The sequence below is a fragment of the Austwickia sp. genome (assembly GCA_016699675.1).
Taxonomy (GTDB): Bacteria; Actinomycetota; Actinomycetes; order Actinomycetales; family Dermatophilaceae; genus Austwickia.
This window is the reverse complement of sequence record CP064985.1, coordinates 285,380-306,435: the sequence shown is the minus strand read 5'-3', so window position 1 is coordinate 306,435 and position 21,056 is coordinate 285,380. Positions and strand designations below refer to the sequence as shown.

20 protein-coding genes and 1 pseudogene are annotated in these 21,056 nt (G+C 70.5%); 14 read left to right on the top strand and 7 right to left on the bottom strand.

Annotated features, from left to right (window positions below; all coding sequences use genetic code 11):
* The first annotated feature begins 94 nt into the window (after positions 1 to 94).
* From IPK37_01465 to IPK37_01435, 7 genes are all read left to right on the top strand, one after another.
* Positions 95 to 874, top strand: a complete 780-nt coding sequence (locus IPK37_01465; protein ID QQS01181.1) for an electron transfer flavoprotein subunit beta/FixA family protein — start codon at positions 95 to 97, stop codon at positions 872 to 874.
* A 29-nt stretch (positions 875 to 903) separates the two neighbouring features.
* Positions 904 to 1,857 (top strand): electron transfer flavoprotein subunit alpha/FixB family protein, encoded by a 954-nt coding sequence (locus tag IPK37_01460; protein ID QQS01180.1) that lies wholly within the window; start codon positions 904 to 906, stop codon positions 1,855 to 1,857.
* Between the two features lie 506 nt (positions 1,858 to 2,363).
* On the top strand, positions 2,364 to 3,653 hold the full coding sequence (locus IPK37_01455; GenBank protein ID QQS01179.1) for a cysteine desulfurase: 1,290 nt from the start codon (positions 2,364 to 2,366) through the stop codon (positions 3,651 to 3,653).
* Complete coding sequence (gene mnmA / locus IPK37_01450) at positions 3,653 to 4,750, top strand: tRNA 2-thiouridine(34) synthase MnmA (protein QQS01178.1); 1,098 nt, start codon at positions 3,653 to 3,655, stop codon at positions 4,748 to 4,750. The genes IPK37_01455 and mnmA overlap by 1 nt, the downstream gene beginning before the upstream one ends.
* Before the next feature lie 79 nt (positions 4,751 to 4,829).
* Positions 4,830 to 5,552 carry a hypothetical protein gene (locus IPK37_01445; GenBank protein ID QQS01177.1) on the top strand — a complete coding sequence of 241 codons (723 nt, stop codon included), beginning with the start codon at positions 4,830 to 4,832 and terminating at the stop codon, positions 5,550 to 5,552.
* A 37-nt stretch (positions 5,553 to 5,589) separates the two neighbouring features.
* Positions 5,590 to 7,029: an alpha/beta-hydrolase family protein gene (locus tag IPK37_01440; GenBank protein QQS01176.1), complete on the top strand. Its 1,440-nt coding sequence runs from the start codon at positions 5,590 to 5,592 to the stop codon at positions 7,027 to 7,029.
* Positions 6,954 to 8,258, top strand: a complete 1,305-nt coding sequence (locus tag IPK37_01435; protein QQS01175.1) for an APC family permease — start codon at positions 6,954 to 6,956, stop codon at positions 8,256 to 8,258. Before IPK37_01440 ends, IPK37_01435 begins: the two co-directional genes overlap by 76 nt.
* Positions 8,259 to 8,322: 64 nt before the next feature.
* Here IPK37_01435 and IPK37_01430 read toward each other — a convergent pair whose 3' ends face one another.
* Together IPK37_01430 and IPK37_01425 are read right to left on the bottom strand one after the other, a co-directional pair.
* Positions 8,323 to 8,778, bottom strand: a complete 456-nt coding sequence (locus tag IPK37_01430; protein QQS01174.1) for a hypothetical protein — start codon at positions 8,776 to 8,778, stop codon at positions 8,323 to 8,325.
* A 167-nt stretch (positions 8,779 to 8,945) separates the two neighbouring features.
* Positions 8,946 to 9,587, bottom strand: coding sequence for a cysteine hydrolase (locus IPK37_01425; protein QQS01173.1), 642 nt, complete (start codon positions 9,585 to 9,587; stop codon positions 8,946 to 8,948).
* A gap of 134 nt (positions 9,588 to 9,721) precedes the next feature.
* Here IPK37_01425 and IPK37_01420 point away from each other — a divergent pair, with 134 nt between their 5' ends.
* Positions 9,722 to 11,113, top strand: coding sequence for an IS1380 family transposase (locus tag IPK37_01420; GenBank protein QQS01172.1), 1,392 nt, complete (start codon positions 9,722 to 9,724; stop codon positions 11,111 to 11,113).
* Between the two features lie 198 nt (positions 11,114 to 11,311).
* Here the strand turns inward: IPK37_01420 and IPK37_01415 are convergent.
* Positions 11,312 to 11,736: pseudogene (locus tag IPK37_01415) on the bottom strand (SRPBCC domain-containing protein).
* Between the two features lie 96 nt (positions 11,737 to 11,832).
* Positions 11,833 to 12,567 (bottom strand): AraC family transcriptional regulator, encoded by a 735-nt coding sequence (locus tag IPK37_01410; protein QQS01171.1) that lies wholly within the window; start codon positions 12,565 to 12,567, stop codon positions 11,833 to 11,835.
* 100 nt (positions 12,568 to 12,667) lie between these two features.
* Here IPK37_01410 and IPK37_01405 point away from each other — a divergent pair, with 100 nt between their 5' ends.
* Genes IPK37_01405 through IPK37_01395 form a run of 3 tightly spaced genes read left to right on the top strand, consistent with a single transcriptional unit; the run spans position 12,668 to position 14,345 of the window.
* On the top strand, positions 12,668 to 12,901 hold the full coding sequence (locus tag IPK37_01405) for an antitoxin VapB family protein (GenBank protein QQS01170.1): 234 nt from the start codon (positions 12,668 to 12,670) through the stop codon (positions 12,899 to 12,901).
* Positions 12,898 to 13,302, top strand: a complete 405-nt coding sequence (locus IPK37_01400) for a type II toxin-antitoxin system VapC family toxin (GenBank protein QQS01169.1) — start codon at positions 12,898 to 12,900, stop codon at positions 13,300 to 13,302. The genes IPK37_01405 and IPK37_01400 overlap by 4 nt, the downstream gene beginning before the upstream one ends.
* 32 nt (positions 13,303 to 13,334) lie before the next feature.
* The gene (locus IPK37_01395) at positions 13,335 to 14,345 is read left to right on the top strand and encodes a methionine synthase (protein ID QQS01168.1); all 1,011 of its coding nucleotides are present in this window, start codon (positions 13,335 to 13,337) and stop codon (positions 14,343 to 14,345) included.
* 839 nt (positions 14,346 to 15,184) lie between these two features.
* On the opposite strand, the gene IPK37_01390 is transcribed toward IPK37_01395, so the two are convergent.
* Positions 15,185 to 16,234 (bottom strand): DDE-type integrase/transposase/recombinase, encoded by a 1,050-nt coding sequence (locus tag IPK37_01390; GenBank protein QQS01167.1) that lies wholly within the window; start codon positions 16,232 to 16,234, stop codon positions 15,185 to 15,187.
* Entirely contained in the window at positions 16,231 to 16,599 is a 369-nt protein-coding gene (locus tag IPK37_01385) for a transposase (protein ID QQS01166.1), read from the bottom strand. The genes IPK37_01390 and IPK37_01385 overlap by 4 nt, the downstream gene beginning before the upstream one ends.
* A 156-nt stretch (positions 16,600 to 16,755) precedes the next feature.
* Here IPK37_01385 and IPK37_01380 point away from each other — a divergent pair, with 156 nt between their 5' ends.
* The 3 genes from IPK37_01380 (at position 16,756) to IPK37_01370 (ending at position 19,148) form a co-directional block, all read left to right on the top strand.
* Positions 16,756 to 17,583 (top strand): IS3 family transposase, encoded by an 828-nt coding sequence (locus IPK37_01380; protein QQS01165.1) that lies wholly within the window; start codon positions 16,756 to 16,758, stop codon positions 17,581 to 17,583.
* A 45-nt stretch (positions 17,584 to 17,628) separates the two neighbouring features.
* Positions 17,629 to 17,802 carry a hypothetical protein gene (locus tag IPK37_01375; protein QQS01164.1) on the top strand — a complete coding sequence of 58 codons (174 nt, stop codon included), beginning with the start codon at positions 17,629 to 17,631 and terminating at the stop codon, positions 17,800 to 17,802.
* Positions 17,803 to 18,377: 575 nt separating this feature from the next.
* The gene (locus IPK37_01370; GenBank protein QQS01163.1) at positions 18,378 to 19,148 is read left to right on the top strand and encodes a hypothetical protein; all 771 of its coding nucleotides are present in this window, start codon (positions 18,378 to 18,380) and stop codon (positions 19,146 to 19,148) included.
* A gap of 75 nt (positions 19,149 to 19,223) precedes the next feature.
* Here IPK37_01370 and asnB read toward each other — a convergent pair whose 3' ends face one another.
* On the bottom strand, positions 19,224 to 21,056 hold the full coding sequence (asnB, locus tag IPK37_01365) for an asparagine synthase (glutamine-hydrolyzing) (GenBank protein QQS02599.1): 1,833 nt from the start codon (positions 21,054 to 21,056) through the stop codon (positions 19,224 to 19,226).

Sequence of the window (21,056 nt, the reverse complement as noted above, 5' to 3'; positions counted from 1 at the left end):
GTACCGTGGAGTTCGTGCCCAGCGGCCGGCTGCCGGCGCGCCGCACGCACCAAGTCGTCGTTGCCCGTAAGCCACCCACGAGAGAGGGCCAGAGATGAACATCGTCGTCTGTGTGAAGTACGTGCCGGACGCCCAAGGCGACCGGTCGTTCGAGAGCGACGAGACCACAGACCGCGACTCCGTCGATGGGCTGCTGTCCGAGCTGGACGAATACGCGGTCGAGGAGGCCCTGAAGATCAAGGAGGCCGGCGACGCCGAGGTCACCGTGCTCACGATGGGCCCGGCCAAGGCCGTCGACGCGGTCAAGAAGGCGCTGCAGATGGGCGCCGACAAGGGCATCCACATCAGCGACGACGGCATCGCGGGCTCCGACTCGGCGGCGACGTCGCTGGTGCTCGCCAAGGCCGTCGAGAAGATCGGCAGCCCCGACATCGTGATGACCGGGATGGCCTCGACGGACGGCACGATGGGCGTCGTCCCCGCGATGCTGGCCGAGCGCCTCGGCCTGCCGATGCTCACCTACGTCTCCGAGCTGACCGTCGACGGCGGCAGCGCCAAGGGCCGCCGCGACGGCGACGTCGCCACGGAGATGATCGAGACGAAGCTCCCCGCGGTGATCTCGGTGACCGACCAGATCAACGAGCCACGCTATCCCTCGTTCAAGGGGATCATGGCGGCCAAGAAGAAGCCCGTGGAGACGTGGAGCCTGTCCGACATCGGCGTCGACGCCGGTGAGGTCGGCCTGGAGGCCGCCTGGACCAAGGTGCTGAAGTCCACGAAGCGCCCGCCGCGCGAGCAGGGCCTCATCGTCACCGATGACGGCGAGGGCGGCGCGGTGCTGGCCCAGTTCCTGTCCATCCACAAGTTCGTCTGATCGAGCACGAGACGCGAAGGAGTTCAACCATGGCTGAGGTTCTCGTCCTCGTCGACCACGCCGACGGCGCGGTCCGTAAGACGACCCTCGAGATGCTCACGCTGGCCGCCCGGCTCGGCGAGCCGTCCGCGGTCTTCGTGGGCGACGGCGCCGAGGAAGCGGCGGCGACGCTCGGGAAGTATGGCGCGGGCAAGGTGTACGCCGTGAGCGGCGAGGCCAACGACTACCTCGTGGCCCCGGTGGTCGAGGCGCTGGCGCAGATCATGGAGCAGGCCTCGCCGGCCGCGGTCCTGATCCCGAGCAACCAGCACGGCAAGGAGATGGCGGCCAGGCTGGCGATCAAGACCTCCTCCGGCCTCATCACCGACGCCGTCGACGTGCGGGCCGGCGGCGACGGCGTCGAGACGACGCAGTCGGTGTTCGCGGGGTCCTACACGGTCGACGCGACCGTCACCAAGGGCACCCCGATCATCACGGTCAAGCCGAACTCCTGTGGGCCGCAGGAGGCTTCGGGCGCCGGAACGGTCGAGAAGGTCGACGTGGCCTTCTCCGACGCCGCCAAGGCGGCGCGCATCACCGAGCGCAAGGAGAAGCAGAAGTCGGGTCGGCCGGAGCTCACCGAGGCGGCGATCGTCGTGTCCGGCGGGCGCGGCACGGGCGGCGACTTCGCCAAGGTCGAGAGCATGGCCGACACCCTCGGCGCGGCCGTGGGCGCCTCGCGCGCGGCGGTGGACGCCGGTTGGTATCCGCACACCAGCCAGGTGGGGCAGACCGGCAAGCAGGTCTCGCCGCAGCTGTACGTCGCGTGCGGCATCTCCGGGGCGATCCAGCACCGGGCGGGCATGCAGACGTCCAAGACCATCGTGGCCATCAACAAGGACGAGGAGGCGCCGATCTTCGAGCTCGTGGACTTCGGCGTCGTCGGCGACCTCTTCGAGGTCTTGCCGCAGGCGGAGGAGCAGGTCAAGGCGCTGCGCGCCTAGTCCGCGCTTGCCCCATCCAAGGCCGGGTCGCCAGGTGCGACCCGGCCTTGGTGCTGCGTGGGTGCTGCCTGCGTGCCCCGTTCGATGGCCCGGTGGGTGGGCCGGTTCGCCGGCCCGGCGGCGTCCCGCGGCGGAACCACCTCGCCGCGCGAAGTGCGTGCTCGAGTTAACGGGGTTCGTGGAAGAGGACCAGGTCCCGTCGGCGATCGTACGTCCGTTGTGGACGACCGTGCTGCCTGCAGAAAGCACCGAGCCCCGACGGCTTCGGGGGGCAGCGTCGGGGCTCAGTGGTCCACATGTGTTTACGCAGGTCATGTCGCGTGCTTACGACCGGCTAACACCTCGTGCTTAAGATAACTGACTCTTCGGCCAGGAGCCGAACCGGGCCCCTAGTGCGACCTGCCTGTTTGTCCCGAACTTTGCGCAACGTCGGATTGGCGCGCCGAGTGGTCTCGCGTCCAGGCCGGGCGGCCGGGCTCGGGCGCCGAGCCGTAGTATCGACTGCCGTGAGCGCCTACCTCGACCACGCCGCCACCTCGCCGACCCGCCCCGAGGTCATCGAGGCTGTGCGCGAGGCCATGGGGCAGGTCGGGAACCCGAGTTCCCTGCACGCCGCCGGGCGCAGTGCGCGCCGCGCCGTCGAGGAGGCCCGCGAGGACATCGCCGACGCCCTGGGCGCGCGGCCCTCCGAGGTGCTGTTCACCTCCGGCGGCACAGAGTCCGACAACCTCGCCGTCAAGGGCCTCTTCCGGCACGCCAGCGACGCCGACCCGCAGCGCCGACGCCTCATCGTCTCGGCGGTCGAGCATTCGGCCGTGCTCGACAGCGTCTCGGCGTTGGCCGAACGGGAGGGGGCCGAGATCACCTGGGTGAATCCCGGCCGCGACGGCCTGATCAGCGTTGATGCCCTCGAGGCTGCCCTGCAGGACCCGGCCGCGGGCGGCGCGGGGTCGGTGGTCGCGCTGGTGCAGATGTGGGCCAACAACGAAACCGGCGTCGTGCAGCCGGTCGCCGACATCGGCGCCCTCGCCGCCGCGCACAGCGTGCCGTTCTTCACCGATGCGGTGCAGGCCGTCGGCAAGGTGCCGGTGGACTTCGCGGCGTCCGGCGCGACGTTGCTCGCCGCGACCGGGCACAAGATCGGTGGCCCGGTCGGCGCGGGCCTGCTGCTCGCCACGAGGGACGCCCCGGTCCAGGCCATCTCGCACGGTGGGGGACAGGAGCGCAAGCTGCGCAGCGGAACCCCCGCCATGCCGCTGATCGTGGGCCTGGCCCGAGCGATCCGCCTGGCCGTCGATGAGGCGGCCCAGGAGTCGACCCGCCTCGCGGCGCTGCGCGACGCGCTCCTGGACGGGGTGCTGGACGCCGTGCCAGGCGCCGGGGTGACCGGCGCCTGGCGCCGCGGCGACGTGACCCGGCGGACGCCCACCCACGCGCACGTGCTGATCCCCGGGGTGGAGTCCGATTCGCTGCTGTTCCTACTGGACGCCGCGGGGATCGCCTGCTCGACGGGGTCCGCCTGCCATGCCGGGGTGCCGCAGCCGAGCCACGTGCTGCTCGCGATGGGCTACCCGCAGGCGCAGGCCCGCGGTGCGCTGCGGCTCACGCTGGGCTGGTCGAGCACGCCGGACGATGTGGCCGCGTTCCTGGCGGCCCTGCCCGACGCGGTCGAGCGGGCCCAGCGGGCGTTCGACGCGACGCAGGCGCGGGCGTCGGCGCGGGGCGACGCCCGGCGTACCGTTCCGCGCTCCGCACCGGCGGCCGGGGTGCTCCCCGGCCCCCCGGGGGCGTCCTGATGCGGCTGGTCGCCGCGATGAGCGGCGGGGTCGATTCGGCCGTCGCCGCCGCCCGCGCTCGCCAGGCGGGCCACGACGTCGTGGGCGTGCACCTCGCCCTCGCCTCCGCCCCGGCGACCCTGCGCACGGGGAGCCGGGGCTGCTGTTCCGCGGAGGACGCCGGGGACGCGCGCCGGGTCGCGGACCGGCTGGGGATCCCGTTCTACGTGTGGGACATGGCCGCCGAGTTCGAGGCCGACGTGATCGAAGATTTCGTCGCGGAGTACGCCGCGGGCCGCACCCCGAACCCCTGCCTGCGGTGCAACGAGAAGATCAAGTTCGCGGCGCTGCTGGATCGGGCCTGGGCGCTGGGGTTCGACGGGGTGGCGACCGGCCACTACGCCCGCATCTCCAGCCCGGGCGACGAGCTCAACCGGACCGGACGCCGGGAGCTGCACCGCGCCGTCGACCTGGGCAAGGACCAGTCCTACGTGCTCGGCGTCCTCGACGCCGACCAACTGGCCTGCGCGGTCTTCCCGCTGGGGGACTCGACGAAGGCTCGGGTGCGGGTGGAGGCGGCCGCGCTGGGCCTCGGGGTTGCCGCGAAACCCGACAGCCACGACATCTGCTTCATCGCCGACGGGGACACCCGGGCCTTCCTGGCGGCCCGGCTCGGCGAGACGCCCGGCGAGGTCGTGGACGAGGACGGCGCGGTCGTGGGGGAGCACCGAGGGGCATACGGCTTCACGGTGGGACAGCGCCGCGGCCTCGCGATCCGGAGGCCGCACGCCGACGGCCGACCGCGCTACGTCACCGCGGTCGACGTGGCCACCAACCGCGTCGTGGTCGGTCCCGAGGAGCTGCTGGGCATCGACGTCATCGAGGCGGACGCGCCCCGGTGGTGTGGCGCGCCGCCCACCGGCGAGTTCGGCTGTGGGGTGCAGCTGCGGGCCCACGGGGAGGAGGTGGGCGCCACGGCTCGACTGGATCCTGACGGGCGCCTCCAGGTCCGCCTGGCGAGACGCACGCGCGGGGTGGCCGCCGGTCAGGCGGCGGTGCTCTACGACGGGACACGGGTGGTCGGATCGGCCACGATCGTCGCGACCGGCCGGGGCTGACGGCCGCGCCCGGGGCGGCGGGCGAGGTCCGGAGTCGGAATGCCCGTGGCGGTCGACCGCCCCCATGTGATGAGGTCGGGTGGTGACCGAATCGGGGCTAGCCGGTGGGGAATTGGTGCGAGTGTCGGTGGCCTCGGCCGTGGCGGCGCTGACGCCGTACGCCGAGGGCGACTGGTGCGGAACGCACGCGCGCGATCTGGACCTGAGCTGCCGGGACACCTTCTCGCACGCTGTTGACTGCCTGCACTACTACGCCTGCCTGGTGGCGACCGCCCGGATCGAGCCGGGGGGCACGCCGTACGAGCTCGTCCCGCGGCCGCGCACAAAGGCGGAGGATCTGGTCCGCGGCCTCCCGACGTACGGCGGGATGCTCGCCGCGGTGGTGGAGGCCGCCGACCCGGACTCGAGGGCTTACCACGCGTACGGCGTGTCGGATCCGGCGGGCTTTGCCGCCATGGGCGCCCTGGAGGTCGTGGTGCACGCCTACGACATCGTGGCGGGGTTCGGCGGGACCTGGCGCCCGCCGCGGGACGTGGCGACGGCCGTCGTGGATCGGCTGTTCCACGCCGAGGAGTCCTCCCTGGGCGCGTTCGGCCCCGCCGATGCGCTGCTGTGGTGCTGCGGGCGGATTCCGATCCCCGGGCGGCCCCGTCGCGACGAGAGCTGGCGCTGGGACGGGCGGCCCGCCGTGGACCGGCTTCGTCCGGTCGCCCCGGCCGCGGCCCCCCGGGTGCGCGCGGCGACCGAACCCGCTGCGCACCCGCGGGCGCCGTCTGCGGCCTTCCCCAGCCTCCTCCCGTGAGGCCTCGCCCCGGCGGCCGGTGGACTACGGTCGGTCCATGAGTCCTGCCGCGCGGGGAGCGACCGAGGCCGGACGCCACCGAATCCTCGGGAACGGATGGGGTTTCGTCGGGGCGCTGATCATGTTCTGGCAGGCCATGACGCCGACGCTGGTGCCGCGGAACTGGTGGATGAACGCGGTCGTCATCGGCGTGAGCTCGGCGTTCGGCTACCTCGTGGGGTCCCTGCTCCGCGCCGTCTGGCGGTGGCTGCGACCGCGCCTCGGGATCACCGTGGCTATGGCGGAGCCGCAGCGCACGTGGGCGCGGCGGCTCGCCATCGGGCTACTGGTGGTGGTCACGCTGGTCGCGGCGGTCTTGGGTCACCTGGCGCAGGACCAGGTGGCGGACCGGCTGGGGGCACCTCAGCGCGGGCCGGTCACGTTCGTCGTCGGTCTCGTCGCGGGGGCGGCGCTCTTCGCCGTGCTCGTGTTGGCCGGCAAGGGCATCGCCACCCTGCGCCGCTGGCTGAAGGGGCACGCCGCGCGGTTCGCGCCCGACCTCGTGGCCTCGGGACTGGCCACCCTCGTGATCGTGTTCGTCATCCTGATGCTCACCGACAGCGTGCTGTTCCGCGGGCTGATGGAGCCGGCCATGGAGAAGGCGACGCGGAACGCCGCCAGGTCTCCGGAGGGGCGCAGCGCGCCGACCCTGGCTGAGCGCTCGGGCAGTCCCGCGTCCCGCGAGTCGTGGGACAGCCTGGGCTATGAGGGCAAGATCTTCGTCACCAGCGGGCCCACGCCGGAGCGCATCGCGGCCGTGACCGCCCAGCCGGCGAAGCAGCCGATCCGGGTCTACGCCGGAAAGTCCGCCCACCAGGACGTCGCCGACGCGGCGCGGGCCGTGGTCGCGGAGCTGGAGCGCACCGGCGCGTTCGAGCGCAGCCACCTGCTGGTCACCACCACCACCGGCACCGGCTGGGTGCCGGAGTGGTCGATGTCGTCGTTCGAGATGCTCGGCGGCGGCGACACCGCGATCGCCTCGATGCAGTACTCGTTCTTCCCCAGTCCCCTCGCCTACGTCTCAAGTCGGGCGCACCGTGCGCTTCGCCACGCGGCGGGAGGACCTGTCCCGCACGTACTTCGGGGGCCGCTACGACCCCTGGGGCGAGCGCCGGATCGTCTACCTGCAGCACCCGTCGGATGCGATCGTGTGGTGGTCGCCGCAGCTGCTGCTGGGCGAGCCGGATTGGATGCGCGAGAAGGTCGGCCACGACGTGGCGGACAAGGTGGCCTGGTACCCGTGGGTGAGCTTCTGGCAGCTCGCCGCGGACATGCCCGTCGCGACCGCCGTGCCGCCCGAGACCGGCCACCGCTACCTGGAGAGCTTCGTTCCCTCCTGGGCCGCCGTGCTGCATGTCGAGGATGCCGCGGCCGTCGAGCGGGTGCTCGCGGAGCTGCGGCAGAGCATTCACCAGACGTGAGGTCGGGGGCCCCGTGACGACCTTGGAGCGACGGCTGGGGCTGGGTGATGCCGTCATCGTGGGCCTGGCGGCAATGGTCGGGGCGGGCGTCTTCGCGGCCTTCGGTCCGGCCGCGCGGGCGGCCGGGGGCTGGCTGTCGGCCGCGTTGCTGCTGGCCGCCGGGGTGGCCTGGTGCAATGCCACGTCGTCGGCGCGGCTCGCGGCCCGCTATCCGGCTTCCGGGGGCACCTACGTCTACGGCCGGGAGCGCCTCGGGCCGTTCTGGGGCTACCTCGCGGGCTGGTGCTTCGTGGTGGGCAAGACCGCGAGCTGCGCGGCAATGGCGCTGACGGTGGGGGCGTACGCCTGGCCCGCGCACGCGCACCTCGTGGCGGTGCTGGCCGTGGCTGCCGTCGTGGCCATCGATTGTGCCGGGGTGGAGAAGAGCGCGCGAGCGTCGCGGCTGATCGTGGGGTGCGTGCTCGCGGTGCTGCTGCTGTTCGTGGCGGTCGCGTTGGCCAGTCCTCGTCCGGGCGGTCCGGACGCGCGGGAGGCCGCGGGGGCGGCGTCGCCGTACGGCGTCCTGCAGGCCGCCGGCCTGCTGTTCTTCGCCTTTGCCGGGTACGCGCGGCTGGCCACCCTGGGGGAGGAGGTGCGCGAGCCGGAGCGCACGATCCCGCGGGCGATCCCGGTGGCGCTGGGGATCGCGCTGGCGGTGTACGCCGGGGTCGCGGCGGCGCTGTGGTGGCTGCTGGGGCCCGGGGGTCTGGCCGAGGCGGGGTCCCCGCTCGCGGACGCGGCCGCGGTCTCCCGGTGGCCCGGGCTCGGTGCCGTGCTGCGGGCGACGGCGGTGGTGGCGGCCTTCGGTTCCCTGCTGTCGCTGCTGCTCGGAGTGTCCCGCACGGCGTTCGCGATGGCCCGTGACGGGCACCTGCCGGAGGTGCTTGCTGAGGTGAGCGCCCGGACTCGGGTGCCGCATCGGGCGGCCCTGGCCGTGGGGCTGGTGGCCGGTCTGGTGTCGGCCGTCGCGGACGTGCGCGCAGCCATCGGCTTCAGCTCGGTGGCAGTGCTGACCTACTACGCCATCGCCAATGCGGCCGCCTCGACCCTTCGCGCCGACGAGGGCCCGCCCGCGCGAGGGGTTCCGTGGCTCGGGCTGGCCGGGTGCCTGGTGCTGGCGGCGACCCTGCCGTGGGCGTCGGTCGTGGGTGGGCTGGCGTTGATCGCGGCTGGGGCGACGGCGTACGCCGTACGTCGTCGCGGGTGACTGACCGAGGAGGGCCAGGGCGTCCGGGGGGGGGGCGACCGCGGCGCTGGAGCTGCGACCGGCGTCAGGGCGTGAACACCATCCGGGTCGTTCCCGTGGTGAAGGTGAGGCCGCTACCGTCCGCGGACAAGGTGAAGGATTCCGCGGTGGTCAGGGCACGGAACGCGGCGACGGCTTCGCCGGGCGTGGCCGCTGCGCCGGCTCCCGGCGCCGCCGTGCACCGGACGGGCTTGATCCGGTAGGCGGCATCCTGGGAGGTCATCCGGCCTTCGCACCAGTTGAGTCCGTACATCCACGTGACCCGGTGGGACTGGAAGGTGATCTCCGCGAGCGCGGCCGACACGTCGACGTCCTGCCGTTGCGGCCGTGTATCTCCGACCCGGCGCAGATGCCAGACCGTGTCGGCCGAGCCGGTGGGGGAGGCGTGGGTGTATCCCCAGGCGACCACGGACACGGCAGCAAGGACCACGAACGCGGCCACGGTGATCCCGATGATCAAGCCCAGTCGCATCGCGCGCATGGCTCCCCTTCCTCCGAGCGGTGCCGTCGGGCATGGTTGGGCGGCGCCAACGACCTGTCGGCGGCGACGCGCCCGTCGTGAGGAGCGACGGTCACGCAGTGCCGACCAGGGCGCCATTCCGTCCCGCTAGGCAGTCAGGGAGATCTGGGCTCTCGGCGAGGCCTCAGTCAGTAGCCACGGCTCGTGTCGGTCACTCCGCCGTCGCCGGACAGGGCCGCCGCGAAGTCGGTGGATGTCGTGGGGCGACTGAACATCGGGTAATCGCGGGCGATGGCGTTGTCGTGCTCCTCGGCGCTGGTCGCGGCCACGCAGTCGGTGAGGGTGTAGACGTCGTAGCCCTTCTCGTACGCCGTACGCATCGTCGACTCGACGCAGCAGTTGGTGAGGAAGCCCGCCAGGGCGATCGTGGACAGTCCCTTGCTGCGCAGGATGAAGTCGAGGTTGGTGGAGGCGAAGGCGTCCAGGCCGCGCTTGCCTTCCACGACGACGTCGTCGTCTTTGGGGGTCAGCACGTCGACGATCTCGCTGCCCCACTTGCCGGCGAGGAAGCTCTGCGACTCGACGACGCCTGCGAGGATGCCGTACGGGGCGTTGGTGAGCTCGCCGTACCCCGGCTTGAACGAGATCGGGACGTGGACGACGGTGGCGCCGGCCGCGCGCGCGGCGTCGGCCATCGCCACCGTGTTGTCGAGCATGTTCGTGCTGCTCATGACGTCCTTCACGGCGTCGTGCAGGGTGCCGCCTTCGGAAGTGAAGTCGTTCTGGAACTCGATGAGGACGAGCGCGGTGCGCTGCGGGTCGATGCTCATGCCTCGGACGCTAGCCCGGATCGTTCACGAGACTCGGGTGTGATCGGCGCGTAGAAGCACGGAAGTGCCTGTCCAGCAAGGGAAACTTGGGTTTGCGACGACTCAAGATCTCCGAACCGGAAGGCACTCCGTAGGTGAAGCGTACTTCGTGGTCTACCGGCTTGTCCGTGACCTCCGATGGTGTCGGCGTGGTGGCCCATGCGGGCAGCGTCGCCACCCGCCTTCTGGCCGACCGGGTCGGCCTCACGTCCGAGTTGTCCAAGGTGATGGTCCGCCGCAACTTCGTCCCCGGTCACGACCGCGGCAGGGTGCTGACCGACGTCGCGGTGATGCTCGCCGACGGCGGGGAGGCGATCGCCGACATCGACGTGCTGCGCCACCAGTCCAGCGTGCTGGGCCGTGTCGCGTCGGCGCCGACGGTGTGGCGGGCACTGGACGAGGTCACACCTGGCCGGTTGAAGAGGATCCAGAACGCGCGGGCGCGGGTCCGCCGCCAGGTCTGGTCCCAGCTGCCTGACGGCGTCCCGGCGAGCAAGGTCGCCGGGACCGATCTTGACGATCTGATCGTGCTCGACACCGACGCGACCATCGTGATCAGCCACAGCGAGAAGGAGAACGCGGCGGCCACGTTCAAGCGGACCTTCGGGTTCCACCCACTCGGGGTGTGGTGCGACAACACGAGTGAGTTCCTCGCCGCCAAGCTCCGCGCTGGCAATGCCGGCTCGAACACCGCCGCCGACCACATCGAGGTCCTCACCGACGCGATCGCGCAGATCCCCGGCACGCACCGCAAGAAGCTGCTCATCCGCTCCGACGGCGCGGGCGCATCGCACAAGCTGCTGGACTGGCTTACCGAGCAGAACCGGGTCCGTGGCCGCAGCGTGGAGTACAGCGTGGGTTTCGCGGTCACCGAGAAGATCCGCGACGCCATCGACCTGGTCCCGAAGAAGGTCTGGACCCCGGCACTCGACGCCGACGGTGGGATCCGCGAAGGAGGTGACGTCGCCGAGCTCACCGGGCTCTTGGACCTGAGCAGCTGGCCGACCGGAATGCGCGTCATCGTGCGCCGCGAACGACCCCATCCCGGCGCCCAACTGTCGCTGTTCGAGGAACGTGACGGCTGGCGCTACCAAGCCTTCGTCACCAACACCACGACCGGACAACTGGCTTTCCTCGAGGCCCGGCATCGGGCGCACGCTCGGGTCGAGGACCGGATCCGGCACGCCAAGGACTCGGGGCTGGGGCGGTTCCCGTCGCGGGAGTTCGAGATCAACCGGGTGTGGCTGATGCTGGTGCAGATCGCTGCCGACCTGACCGCATGGACCCGGCTCCTCGCACTGACCGGAGACGCGAAGTCGCTGGCGGCGTGTGAGCCGAAAGCGCTGCGCTACCGCTTCCTTCACGTCCCAGCCCGGCTGACTCACAGCGCCCGCCGACGACGCTTGCGGATACCCGAGTCGTGGCCATGGGCGGCCGCGATCGTCGCAGTCTTCGCCAACATCGCCGCGATCCCACAACCCGCCTGACCCCCCGTCCGCCCACGACATCACGACCCGGAGAACCGCAGCCCGGCAGCGCCAGCCGGCCCAATGTCGTACCCGCGCACCGTCATCGACTCACCCCACGCAGCGATGCCGTCGTCGGCACCGTCATGAAAGACCGGGGCTAGAGGCAGGGGCCGGGAGCGACAACCCCCTGGTGGGATCCCACCGGCGGCTCGAACCTCAGGATTCGGCGGCCTCACGGAGCGCATCGAGCATCTGCGCCCAGGACGCCTTGAACTGCTCGGCCTCGGCCGCCGAGCTGGCCCCGGACTGGACCAACGTGAGCTTCGTAGCCCCGTCCTCGGGCCTGAGGGTCCAGGCCAGGCGGTGGTAGTTCTCCGGAACGTCCTCGCCGCCGGACAACGCGCTGAAGTGGGTATGAACCAGCCGCCGCGGCGGCTGGGATTCGATGACCTCGCCCTTGTCCTCAAACGGTTGCCCTCGTACTCGCCGCGCCAGGTGACGGGGTCGCCCGGCTGCCAGGTGCTCTGGACCTCGGCGCCCATCATCCACGAGGCCACGAGCGAGGGGCTGGTCAATGTTTCCCACACGCGCTCCGGAGCGGCGTGAATGGTGCGGGTGACGGTCACATCGTGGGTGGTCATCGCAGGTCTCCAGCGTTGGCGGGGGCGGCCCGGTTCGAGCCGCAGGTGCCCCGCCACGCTAGGGCTCGCAGGACTGGGCCGGATAGTACGAATCGGTCAGCGCCCGAGCAGTTCGGACGGTGTGCCGCGCCCGATGGCTCTGGCGTCGCGCACGAGGTGCTGATGGTCGTGGAATCCGACCGCGTGGGCGAGGGCGCTGATCGAGCTGTCGGGGTGGCTGCGGCCGAGGTCGAGGAACCGATGTAGCCGATGGACGCGGCGCACGACGGCGGGGGCGAAGCCGAAGCTGTGTAGGACCCGACGCCTGAACTGACGCTCGCTCAAGCCCACGGTGCCGGCGGCCGCCGCGACCGACAGCGCGGGACGCGCGTCGAGCAGCCGCATGCCGGCCATCGCGAGCCGATCGGGGGCCGCGTCGTCGCAGAGACCGCCCACCAGCCGCGTCAGCATCCTGACCCGCTCTGCGTCGCATCGCGCCGCGTGCAGTCCGTCGACCACCGGACTCGCCGCGCGCCCGAGGAGGTCCGCCAGATCGATGCGCTGGTTGGCCATTTCGTTGGCGGGAACGCGGAGCAAAGCCGGGGCCAGGCCCGCCTTGAGCCGGATCCCGCTGGCGATCTCCCCCGGCGGAAGGGTGAAGTCCCAGCCGACATCCTCGGTGCCACACACCACGACCCCTGCCGACGTCCACACGAGATCGACGCAGCCGTCGGGGACGAGCCGATGCGTGCGGGTCGTCTCGGCACGCCATACCAGCTGGACCCATTCGCTCAGGGCACCGCCTAGGGCAACCCCCGTGAACCAGGGCGACTGGGACGCGTCGTCCCCCACGGCTCCATTCAACCGCGCGGGCACTGATTCCTCGATAGGGGCGATGGGGGGCGGTGGCACCAGTGCCGGTGGGCAGTGCATGTCCGTGTACGCTAAGTGCATGGCCGTGAAGACCATCACCATCGATCTGGACGCCTACGAACGACTGAGCCGGCTGAAGAATGGCGATTCGTTCTCCCAGGTGATCAAGAAGTACCTGCCCGCGGCTGGCTCGACCGCGGGAGACCTGCTCGACGCGCTGGATGATGTCGCGCTCTCCGAGGAGACGGTCGATGCCATCGACGCTGCTGTCCAGGACCGAAGGAATCACGCTGTGCGAGTGCCGAACTGGTGATTCACCTCGACACGACCTTCGTCGTTGACGCGATCTGTGAGAGCCGGCGGGGCGAGCTTGGGCCGGCGCGGCGATGGCTTTCGGATCACCGCGGCGAGGCCCTCGGCCTCAGCGTATTCGTGCTGTCAGAGCTCTTGGTCGGCGCCGAACTCCATGGCGATCCCCTCGCGGAGCGGCAACGCGTGCTTCGCGTGTGCGGAGACCTGCCGGTTGCACTCCCGGATGCCGGGCTTGCTCCGACGTATGCCAGCGTCCATGCTGCCCTCCTCCGGCAAGGCTCGCCGCTCGCGACGATGGACCTACTCATCGCGTGCGTGGCTCTCGGCGCGGGTGCTCCCCTCCTGACGGCGAATCACCGCACCTTCTCCCGAATCCATGGGCTGCGGGTGCTCGACTACTGAAGCTGGTAGCGCGGGTCGTTATCGTGGCCGGCGTGAGCAGAGCGAGCGCGCTGGGGTCGTGGCCTGGCACCGACAACAGCGCCATGGCCGAGGCGGTGCGGGTCGTCCGGGACACCCTCACCGACGCCTCGATCTCCGGGGAGCCGGGAATTCCCTATCTCCCCGAGGTACCCGCCCGGGGCCCCGGCGCCGACATGATCGGGCGGGCGGCCGGCATCCTCGCGGGGCTCTCCGTCGACCTGCAGCCCTCCGGCTGGCGGCTCGTCGACAGGCCAGGTCGGGACGAGTCCCGGGCGACGGCGTACCTGCGGGCCGATCTGGACAAGCTCGCGGAGGCGTACGACGGGTACGCCGGGCTGCTCAAGCTCCAGGTCGCCGGCCCCTGGACGCTGGCCGCCGAGCTGCGCCTCAACCGTGGCGAGCGCGTGGTGGTCGACCCCGGCGCCTGCCGCGACCTGGCCGCATCGCTGACGGAAGGTGTGCTCGGGCACGTCGCCGACGTACGTCGGGTGGTGCCGGGCGCCGAACTCGTCCTGCAGCTCGACGAACCCCTGGTGCCGGCGGTGTTGGCGGGAGAGCTGCCGACGAGCAGCGGGTTCGGTCGGCTCCGCGCGGTGAACGCGGACGACGTACGGCGGGTGCTGGCCGAGCTGATCGGGGCGCTGGACGCCACCGTGGTGGTGCACAGCTGCGCTCCGCAGGTGCCGGTGGCGCTGCTCCAGGAGGCTGGAGCCGCCGCGATCTCGCTGGACGTCGGCCTGCTCGGCCCGCGGGGCTGGGAGTCGGTGGCGGTTGCCGTGGAGGCGGGGACGGCGCTGTGGGCCGGAGCGCTGCCCACGAACGACCCGGGGGCTGCACCGGGGGCAGTCGCCGAGCCGGTACGCCGTGCCTGGCGGAAACTGGGCCTCGACCTGCGCTTGCTCGATCAGGTGGTGATCACCCCGGCCTGCGGGCTGGCCCGGATGGCGCCGGTGGACGCCGTACGCGTCCATCGCACCCTCCCGCGCGCCGCCGCCGAGCTGACCGAGGCCGCCCGCGCCTGACCGGCCGCGCCCAGGAAACCGTGGCCTGTCGGCGGTGCCTCAGGAATCCCGCGGGGTCATGATCAAGGGGTGATCGGGAAAACGACCAGGGCGCCGCGCGTATATCGGATGGTCCGCAGGCGCGTGGCCGCACTCACCGTCATCACTCCCAGCGCCGCCGGCGTCATGGCGGGGCGCTCGGTCAACCTCGCTGACTACGAGAGGATCTGTGCGCCGCCGCCCTGTGCGTCAGGCTGAGGTGAGACACCCCTTCTGAGTTCTTTCCCTCTGCACGGGGCGGAGAAGCGAGACACCTGATGACCATGACGTTGGCTGATGCCGCCCGCCTCGATGATGGGGTGGTGACCCCGAGAGCTGACCAGCCCAAGCGTCGGATGTTCACCGCGGAGTACAAGGCGCGGATCCTGGATGAGTACGACACGGCGGACCGGGGTGAGCGGGGCGCGATCCTGCGCCGCGAGCACCTGTACTCATCCCACATCACCGAGTGGCGCAAGGCTGCCGAGGCCGGTGCGACCGCGGCGCTGGGACCTGGGTGCCCGAAGACCCGGGACCGCCGCGACCGGGAGGTCGAGCAGCTGCGAGCCCGGGCAGAGAGGGCCGAGGCCGAGCTGGTCCGGACGAAGGCGGCGTTGGAGATCGTGGGAAAAGCACACGCGCTCTTGGAGATGCTCTCCGAGAGCACGAACCTGCCGAAGCGGCGCGGTGATCAACCCCGCCGTCGACGAGCTCGCCGAGCAGGTCGGGGTGAAGCACGCCTGTGCGTTGCTGGGCCGGCCCCGCGGCAGCCACTACCGAGCGAAGAAGCCGCCCGGTACGTGTCAAGGTGTTTGGGACATTTAGGCCGCTTCGGAAGTGTGGGAAGCGGAGCTGGTCTGGATGCTGGCTGGCGGCTGGTTGATCCAGGCCTTGGTCGGCACCTTGGGTGCCTGGGGGCGGCCGCCCGGGAAACGGTCGGGACGGGCCCGCCAGGCCGCGTCCAGGGTCTCTTGACGGGTCCGGCGTTGATCGCGCCAGGTCCCGTCATGGACGGAACAAGGGGTGTACAGCCCGATCCCGCAATGCCGGTGATGCTGGTTGTAGTAGCCGGCGAAATCGCGCATGAATATTTGCGCGTCGATCAGCGACCCGAAGTCGTCGGGGAAGGCAGGACAGTACTTGAGGGTTTTAAACGCCGCTTCGGAGTAGGGATTGTCGTTACTGACCTTGGGTCGCGACAACGACCTGGTGATATCCAGCGCCGACAGGAGCTGCGCGACGGTGCCCGAGGTCATCGGGCCGCCATTATCCGAATGAATGTATCGAGGCAGGACGCCGCGGTTCGCGCGGATCGCGGCATCGATGAAGTCGCGGGCCAACACCTTATCCTCACGGGTATGGACTTCGACGTGAATGATTTTCCGGGAGTAGATATCAATCATCACGTACGCGCTGTAGTACACCCCCTTGCTCGGGCCCTTGAGTTTGGTGATGTCCCAGCTGAACACCTGATCGGGGCCGGTAGCCAGCAGCTGCGGCTTGACCCGCGAGGGGTGGGAAGCGACCGCCCGCCGCTCACGAACTTGCTGGTGAGCACGCAGGATTCGGTACATCGTGGATACCGAGCACAGGTACCGGCCCTCGTCCAGCAGCGTGGCCCACACCTGCGCGGGGGCCTTATCGGCGAACCGGTCGCTGTTGAGGACCTCCAGCACAGCAGCCGTCTCAGCGGGGCTCAACGCCGAGGGCATCACCTTGGGTTTGGGCGCCCGAGACGGTCCGAACGGTTTCCTGTCCCGGGCCCGCCACCGATACACACTCGAGCGGGCAATCCCGGTCAACGCCGACGCAGCGCTGGTCCCGGCCAGGGCCTCGATCGCCTCGAACGCGGGCCACAGCACCGCGGTCACTGCTGCTTTCCCGGCGCGCTCTTGGACACCGTCTCCAAGAGCGCGTGTGCTTTTCCCATGACCTCCAACATCGATTTCGTCATGTCCAACTCGGCCTGCAACCGCACATTCTCGGCCTCTAACTGGGCCTGCCGCGAACGGTCCCGGCTCGGGGTCAGACCCGCAACCGGGGTATCCCGCAAACGGCCCTCCTCGACCGCTTTGCGCCACTTCTGCACATGAGAGTCATACAAACCCTCACGACGCAAAATCGCGCCCCGCGCCCCCGGACCGTCCGCCGCGTCATACTCCTGGACCACCGCCGCCTTAAACGCCGCCGTGAACCTACGCCGCGAAGACCGCGCCGGCCGATCCGCCTGACTCATCGTCACCGATCCATCTGCTCTCTCGCCCCGTCAACCACCACACAACCGGACCCACCGGCTGTCCCACTGCACCTTGACAGACAGGGGCCGGCCCACGGACCGGCACCCAAGCGGCCCACGCCACCCAACGCCCTCACGCTGGCCGAGCAGGCCCAGGTGCTGGCCGTGCTGACCAGCGAACGGTTCTGTGACAAGAGCGTCTCCCAGGCCTGGGCCACGCTGCTGGACGAGGGCACCTACCTGTGCTCGATGTCCACGATGCACCGGATCCTGCGCCGCAACGACGCAGCTGGGGAACGTCGCCGGCAGGCGGTCCATCCGGCGAAGAAGAAGCCCGAACTGCTGGCCACCAAGTCCGGGCAAGTCTGGTCGTGGGACATCACCAAACTCCGCGGCCCCGGCCGTGGGATCTGGTTCCAGCTCTACGTCGTGCTCGACATCTTCTCCCGCTACGTCGTGGCCTGGACCGTCCAAGCCTGCGAGGACTCGCAGATCGCCAAGACCATGCTCGAGGAGGCATTCGGCCTGCACGGCATCCCCGACGCGGTCCACGCCGACAGAGGCACCTCGATGACCTCCAAGCCCGTCGCCCAGCTCCTGCTCGACCTGGGCGTGGACCGCTCCCACTCCCGACCACGGGTCAGCAACGACAACCCCTACAGCGAGTCGGCGTTCAAGACCTTGAAGTACGCCCCCGTGTTCCCCGACGCGTTCGGCTCTCTGGCCGACGCCCGCACGTTCTGCGAGGCGTTCTTCACCTACTACAACCACGAGCACCGACACTCCGGGATCGGACTTCATACCCCCGCGTCGGTCCACTTCGGCACCGCCGCCGAGATCCGCGCCCAGCGCCAGGCCACCCTCGACGCCGCCCACGCCACCCACCCGCACCGATTCGGCAACCGCCGACCCCAGGCACCCAAACTGCCCCAGGCCGCCTGGATCAACCAACCCTCACCGGAGGCCCTCATACAGACCGCGTAACGACACGTGTCTCAGACTGCTTGACATCTTCCGCCGAGCTACCCGGTGCATTGGACGTCACCGTACGCCGGGGAGACGACCCGACACCCCGTCGCCTGCATCGGCTCATCGAGCCCTGTCCCTTCGGGGTACGTGACGTTCCCGCAGGGCAAGACCCCCTCGCTGCACACCCAGCTGGCCACGTGGCCGGACTGGAGCACCCCGACCGCCAGCCCCTAGTGAAGCGGTCGGTCAAGCGAACCGGTCGGTCGGGCGAAGCGGTCGGTCGAGGCGAGGTCGGCCTGACCGAGATCGTCCGCCGCCCGCCGCTAACTGGTCTGCACTGGCGCCCTCTTTCCCTTACTGCCGCCCCGCTTCAAGAAGGGCGCCAGTAGGGGAAAGAGGGCGCCAGTGCGGCGGGAGAGGGCGGCGGTGGCTACGGCGTGCGCGGTGACGGCGCCACCTAGCGGCTCAGCGCCAAGCAGTTCGTCTCGCCTTATGACATCGGCACTGGCAGAGCGCATCTTGTCTGGCGCGAGCGTCCTACCTGGGGTTTTATTCTTTCCCTTGGCGGTCACCTGACGTAATCTTGACCACGCGTCCGCAACGGTCGCGCTCGAAGGCGATGGCGTGGGCTCACGTCGACGCAGTCCCTGGCGGGGCGACCTAGGACCTTCCCGATACCCCTGCCGTGCGTCGTCGACGTCGTACGACGTGGCCGGTGGCACGTCACGCCCCCGGCCGAGCCCCTGCCCGCCGTCGGGCTCCTGGCAGATTCACCGGTGCCACTCCAGGTGGGCCGGAAAGGGGTAGTCATGGCGACAACTCGTGTCCTCACCCTGGGCGCCGCCGCGGCGCTCGGTCTCGCGCTGACCGGCGGCACGGCCCACGCGGCGTCGGGTGATCCACGGCCGGAGCCGAAGCCCGCCGCGTCGTCCCAGGCCTCGGTGCCCGGGCAGGACCGGGCCCGAGCCGCCCGGGATGAGGCGGCGCGGGCGGCGGCGGCGGGATTGCCGACGATGCCGGCCGAGGCCACGCCGGTCACGACCGCGGCGGCGGCGGGGGTGACGATCACGTCCTACAACCTCGCTGAGCAGCGGATGTTCGGGTTCACGTTCACGGGTCTGCGCAGCGGGGATGTCGTGCAGGTCGTGTGGCGCACCGTCCTCAATCCGTTGGGGGTCACCCACTTCAACGTCAACCGGGGGCCGCATCCCGAGCTGGGACTCGGGTACTGGGACAGCGGCCACCAGCCGGGCTGGACCACCGCGACCGTGACGGTCCTTCGGGGTGGGGCGCCCGTCGCGAGCCTCGAGCTGTCCAACGACAAGGCGGTGCAGATCGCCGCCACCCGCAACGGAGCCCACTTCGCCTTCCAGCTCGCCAACACCCGCCCGGGGGACCACATGTACGTCTCGTGGACCCTCAAGGACGGGGGCACCGATCAGTACGAGGGCCCGGCGGGCGAGTTCACCCGGCACGTGCCGAGGTGGTCCACCGCGACCATCGTCGTGTTTGAGGGGACGGATCGCCGCGCGCTGCTGGCCCACCCGCTCACGATCTCCTCACCTGCGTCCGAGGAGTAAGCACGGCCGGGGCGCCGCCGACCCTGGCACCGTGTCGGCGGCGAACCTTGTCGGGTCCGGGGCCGGCGGCGCGGGTCAGGCGTCGAAGTACCGCTCGTGCCAGACCAGGAAGATGAAGACTGTCCAGATCAGCCGGCTGTTGTCGGCCACCCCGGCGCCGTGGTCGTCGAGGAGCCGGCGCAGCATGGCGACGTCGAAGTACTGCCGCGCGGTCGCCGAGGCGAACGCCTCGGTGACTCTGCCGTTCCACGGCTGCTCCTTGAGCCACACCCGGATCGGCACCGGGAAGCCCAGCTTGGGCCGCTCGTAATAGGCCCGGGGGAGCTTCTTCGCCGCCGCGGCTCGGAACGCCGTCTTGGTCTGCGTCCCGTCCATCCGATAACGCGTCGGGATCTTCGCGGCGACGGCCATGACCTCCTTGTCGAGGAACGGCACACGCACCTCGATCGAATTGGCCATGCTCATCTTGTCGGCCTTGAGCAGGATGTCGCCGACCATCCACAGGTGGATGTCGAGGTGCTGCATCCGCGTCGCGTCGTCGAGCCCGATCGTGCGGGCATAGAACGGCCCGGTCACGTCGCCGGGCAGGATCGGGTGCGCCAGCTCGTCGTTCATCAGGGCGCGTACGTCGCCCGCGCGGAACTGGTAGGCATTGCCGATGAAGCGTTCCTGCAGGTCCAGCGCCCCCCGGTGCAGGTAGCCCTGACCGTAGAACTTGGGCAGCTTGTCCCCGAGGGTGCCGAGCCCACGACGTACGGTCCGGGGGACCCGCGAGATGTGCCGCAGCCCGTGCGGCTCGTTGTAGATCTGATAGCCGCCGAACAGCTCGTCCGCGCCCTCCCCGGAGAGCACGACCTTGACGTGCTCGCGGGCGACCTTGGAGACGAAATACAGCGGCACGCACGCGGGGTCGGCCAGTGGCTCGTCCATGTGCCACTGGATGTCGGACAGGGCGTCCCAGTACTCGGTCGGCGTGATGACCTTGCTGTGCGACTCCACGCCGATGTCCGCGGCCAGGGCTAGCGCGGCGTCGATCTCGTTGTACCCGGCGTTGTCGAAGCCGACCGTGAAGGTGCGCTGCCCGCCGAAGCTCGCCGCCACGAAGGAGCTGTCGACGCCGGAGGACAGGAACGAGCCCACCTCGACGTCGGCGATCATGTGTGCCTTGACCGAGTCCTCCAGGACCGCCGACAGCTCCTCGACGTGGTCCTCGAACGTCCGCCCCTCCTCGGGGTGGAACTCGGCGGCCCAGTAGCGCTTGATCTCCCAGCGGCCGTCCTTCCAGCGCAGGTAGTGCGCCGGGGGCAGCTTGTAGATGCCGGCGAACATCGTCTCGTCGAGCGGGTTGTACTGGAAGCTCAAGTAACTCGCGAGCGCCTGCGGGTTCAGCTCACGACGTACGGCCGGGTTCTCCAGCAAGCACTTGATCTCGCTCGCCCATGCGAAGCCATCCTTCAGCGGCGCGTAGTAGAGCGGCTTGATCCCGAAGAAGTCCCGTGCGAGACAAAGTTCGCGCTCGCGGGAGTCCCAGATCGCGAACGCGAACATGCCGCGCAGGTGGTCGAACATGCCGGCGCCGTACTCGTCGTACGAGTGGAGCAGCACCTCGGTGTCGCTGGCCGTGCGGAATCGGTGCCCGCGCCCGGTCAGCCGCTCGCGCACGGACTGGTAGTTGTAGATCTCGCCGTTGAAGGTGATGACCTTCGTGCCGTCCTCGTTGAAGAGCGGCTGGTGGCCTTCGGCCAGGTCGATGATCGACAGCCGGCGGAAGCCCAGGTGAACGTCGCCGTCGATGTGGAAGCCGTCATCGTCGGGCCCTCGGTGCGTGATCCGCGCGGCTTGGGTGCGGATCACCTGCTCCCGGTCGTACGTCGTGGCCGGGTCGATGAAGCCGCAGATGCCGCACAT

What these genes read in the sequence shown, in the direction of transcription:
- IPK37_01460 (QQS01180.1), top strand. Translation starts at nt 904, where the DNA reads ATGGCTGAGGTTCTCGTCCTCGTCGACCACGCCGACGGCGCGGTCCGT.
- mnmA (QQS01178.1), top strand. Translation starts at nt 3,653, where the DNA reads ATGCGGCTGGTCGCCGCGATGAGCGGCGGGGTCGATTCGGCCGTCGCC.
- IPK37_01465 (QQS01181.1), top strand. Translation starts at nt 95, where the DNA reads ATGAACATCGTCGTCTGTGTGAAGTACGTGCCGGACGCCCAAGGCGAC.
- IPK37_01440 (QQS01176.1), top strand. Translation starts at nt 5,590, where the DNA reads ATGAGTCCTGCCGCGCGGGGAGCGACCGAGGCCGGACGCCACCGAATC.
- IPK37_01430 (QQS01174.1), bottom strand. Translation starts at nt 8,778, where the DNA reads ATGCGCGCGATGCGACTGGGCTTGATCATCGGGATCACCGTGGCCGCG.
- asnB (QQS02599.1), bottom strand. Translation starts at nt 21,056, where the DNA reads ATGTGCGGCATCTGCGGCTTCATCGACCCGGCCACGACGTACGACCGG.
- IPK37_01425 (QQS01173.1), bottom strand. Translation starts at nt 9,587, where the DNA reads ATGAGCATCGACCCGCAGCGCACCGCGCTCGTCCTCATCGAGTTCCAG.
- IPK37_01370 (QQS01163.1), top strand. Translation starts at nt 18,378, where the DNA reads ATGGCGACAACTCGTGTCCTCACCCTGGGCGCCGCCGCGGCGCTCGGT.
- IPK37_01385 (QQS01166.1), bottom strand. Translation starts at nt 16,599, where the DNA reads ATGAGTCAGGCGGATCGGCCGGCGCGGTCTTCGCGGCGTAGGTTCACG.
- IPK37_01435 (QQS01175.1), top strand. Translation starts at nt 6,954, where the DNA reads ATGCCGCGGCCGTCGAGCGGGTGCTCGCGGAGCTGCGGCAGAGCATTC.
- IPK37_01405 (QQS01170.1), top strand. Translation starts at nt 12,668, where the DNA reads ATGGCCGTGAAGACCATCACCATCGATCTGGACGCCTACGAACGACTG.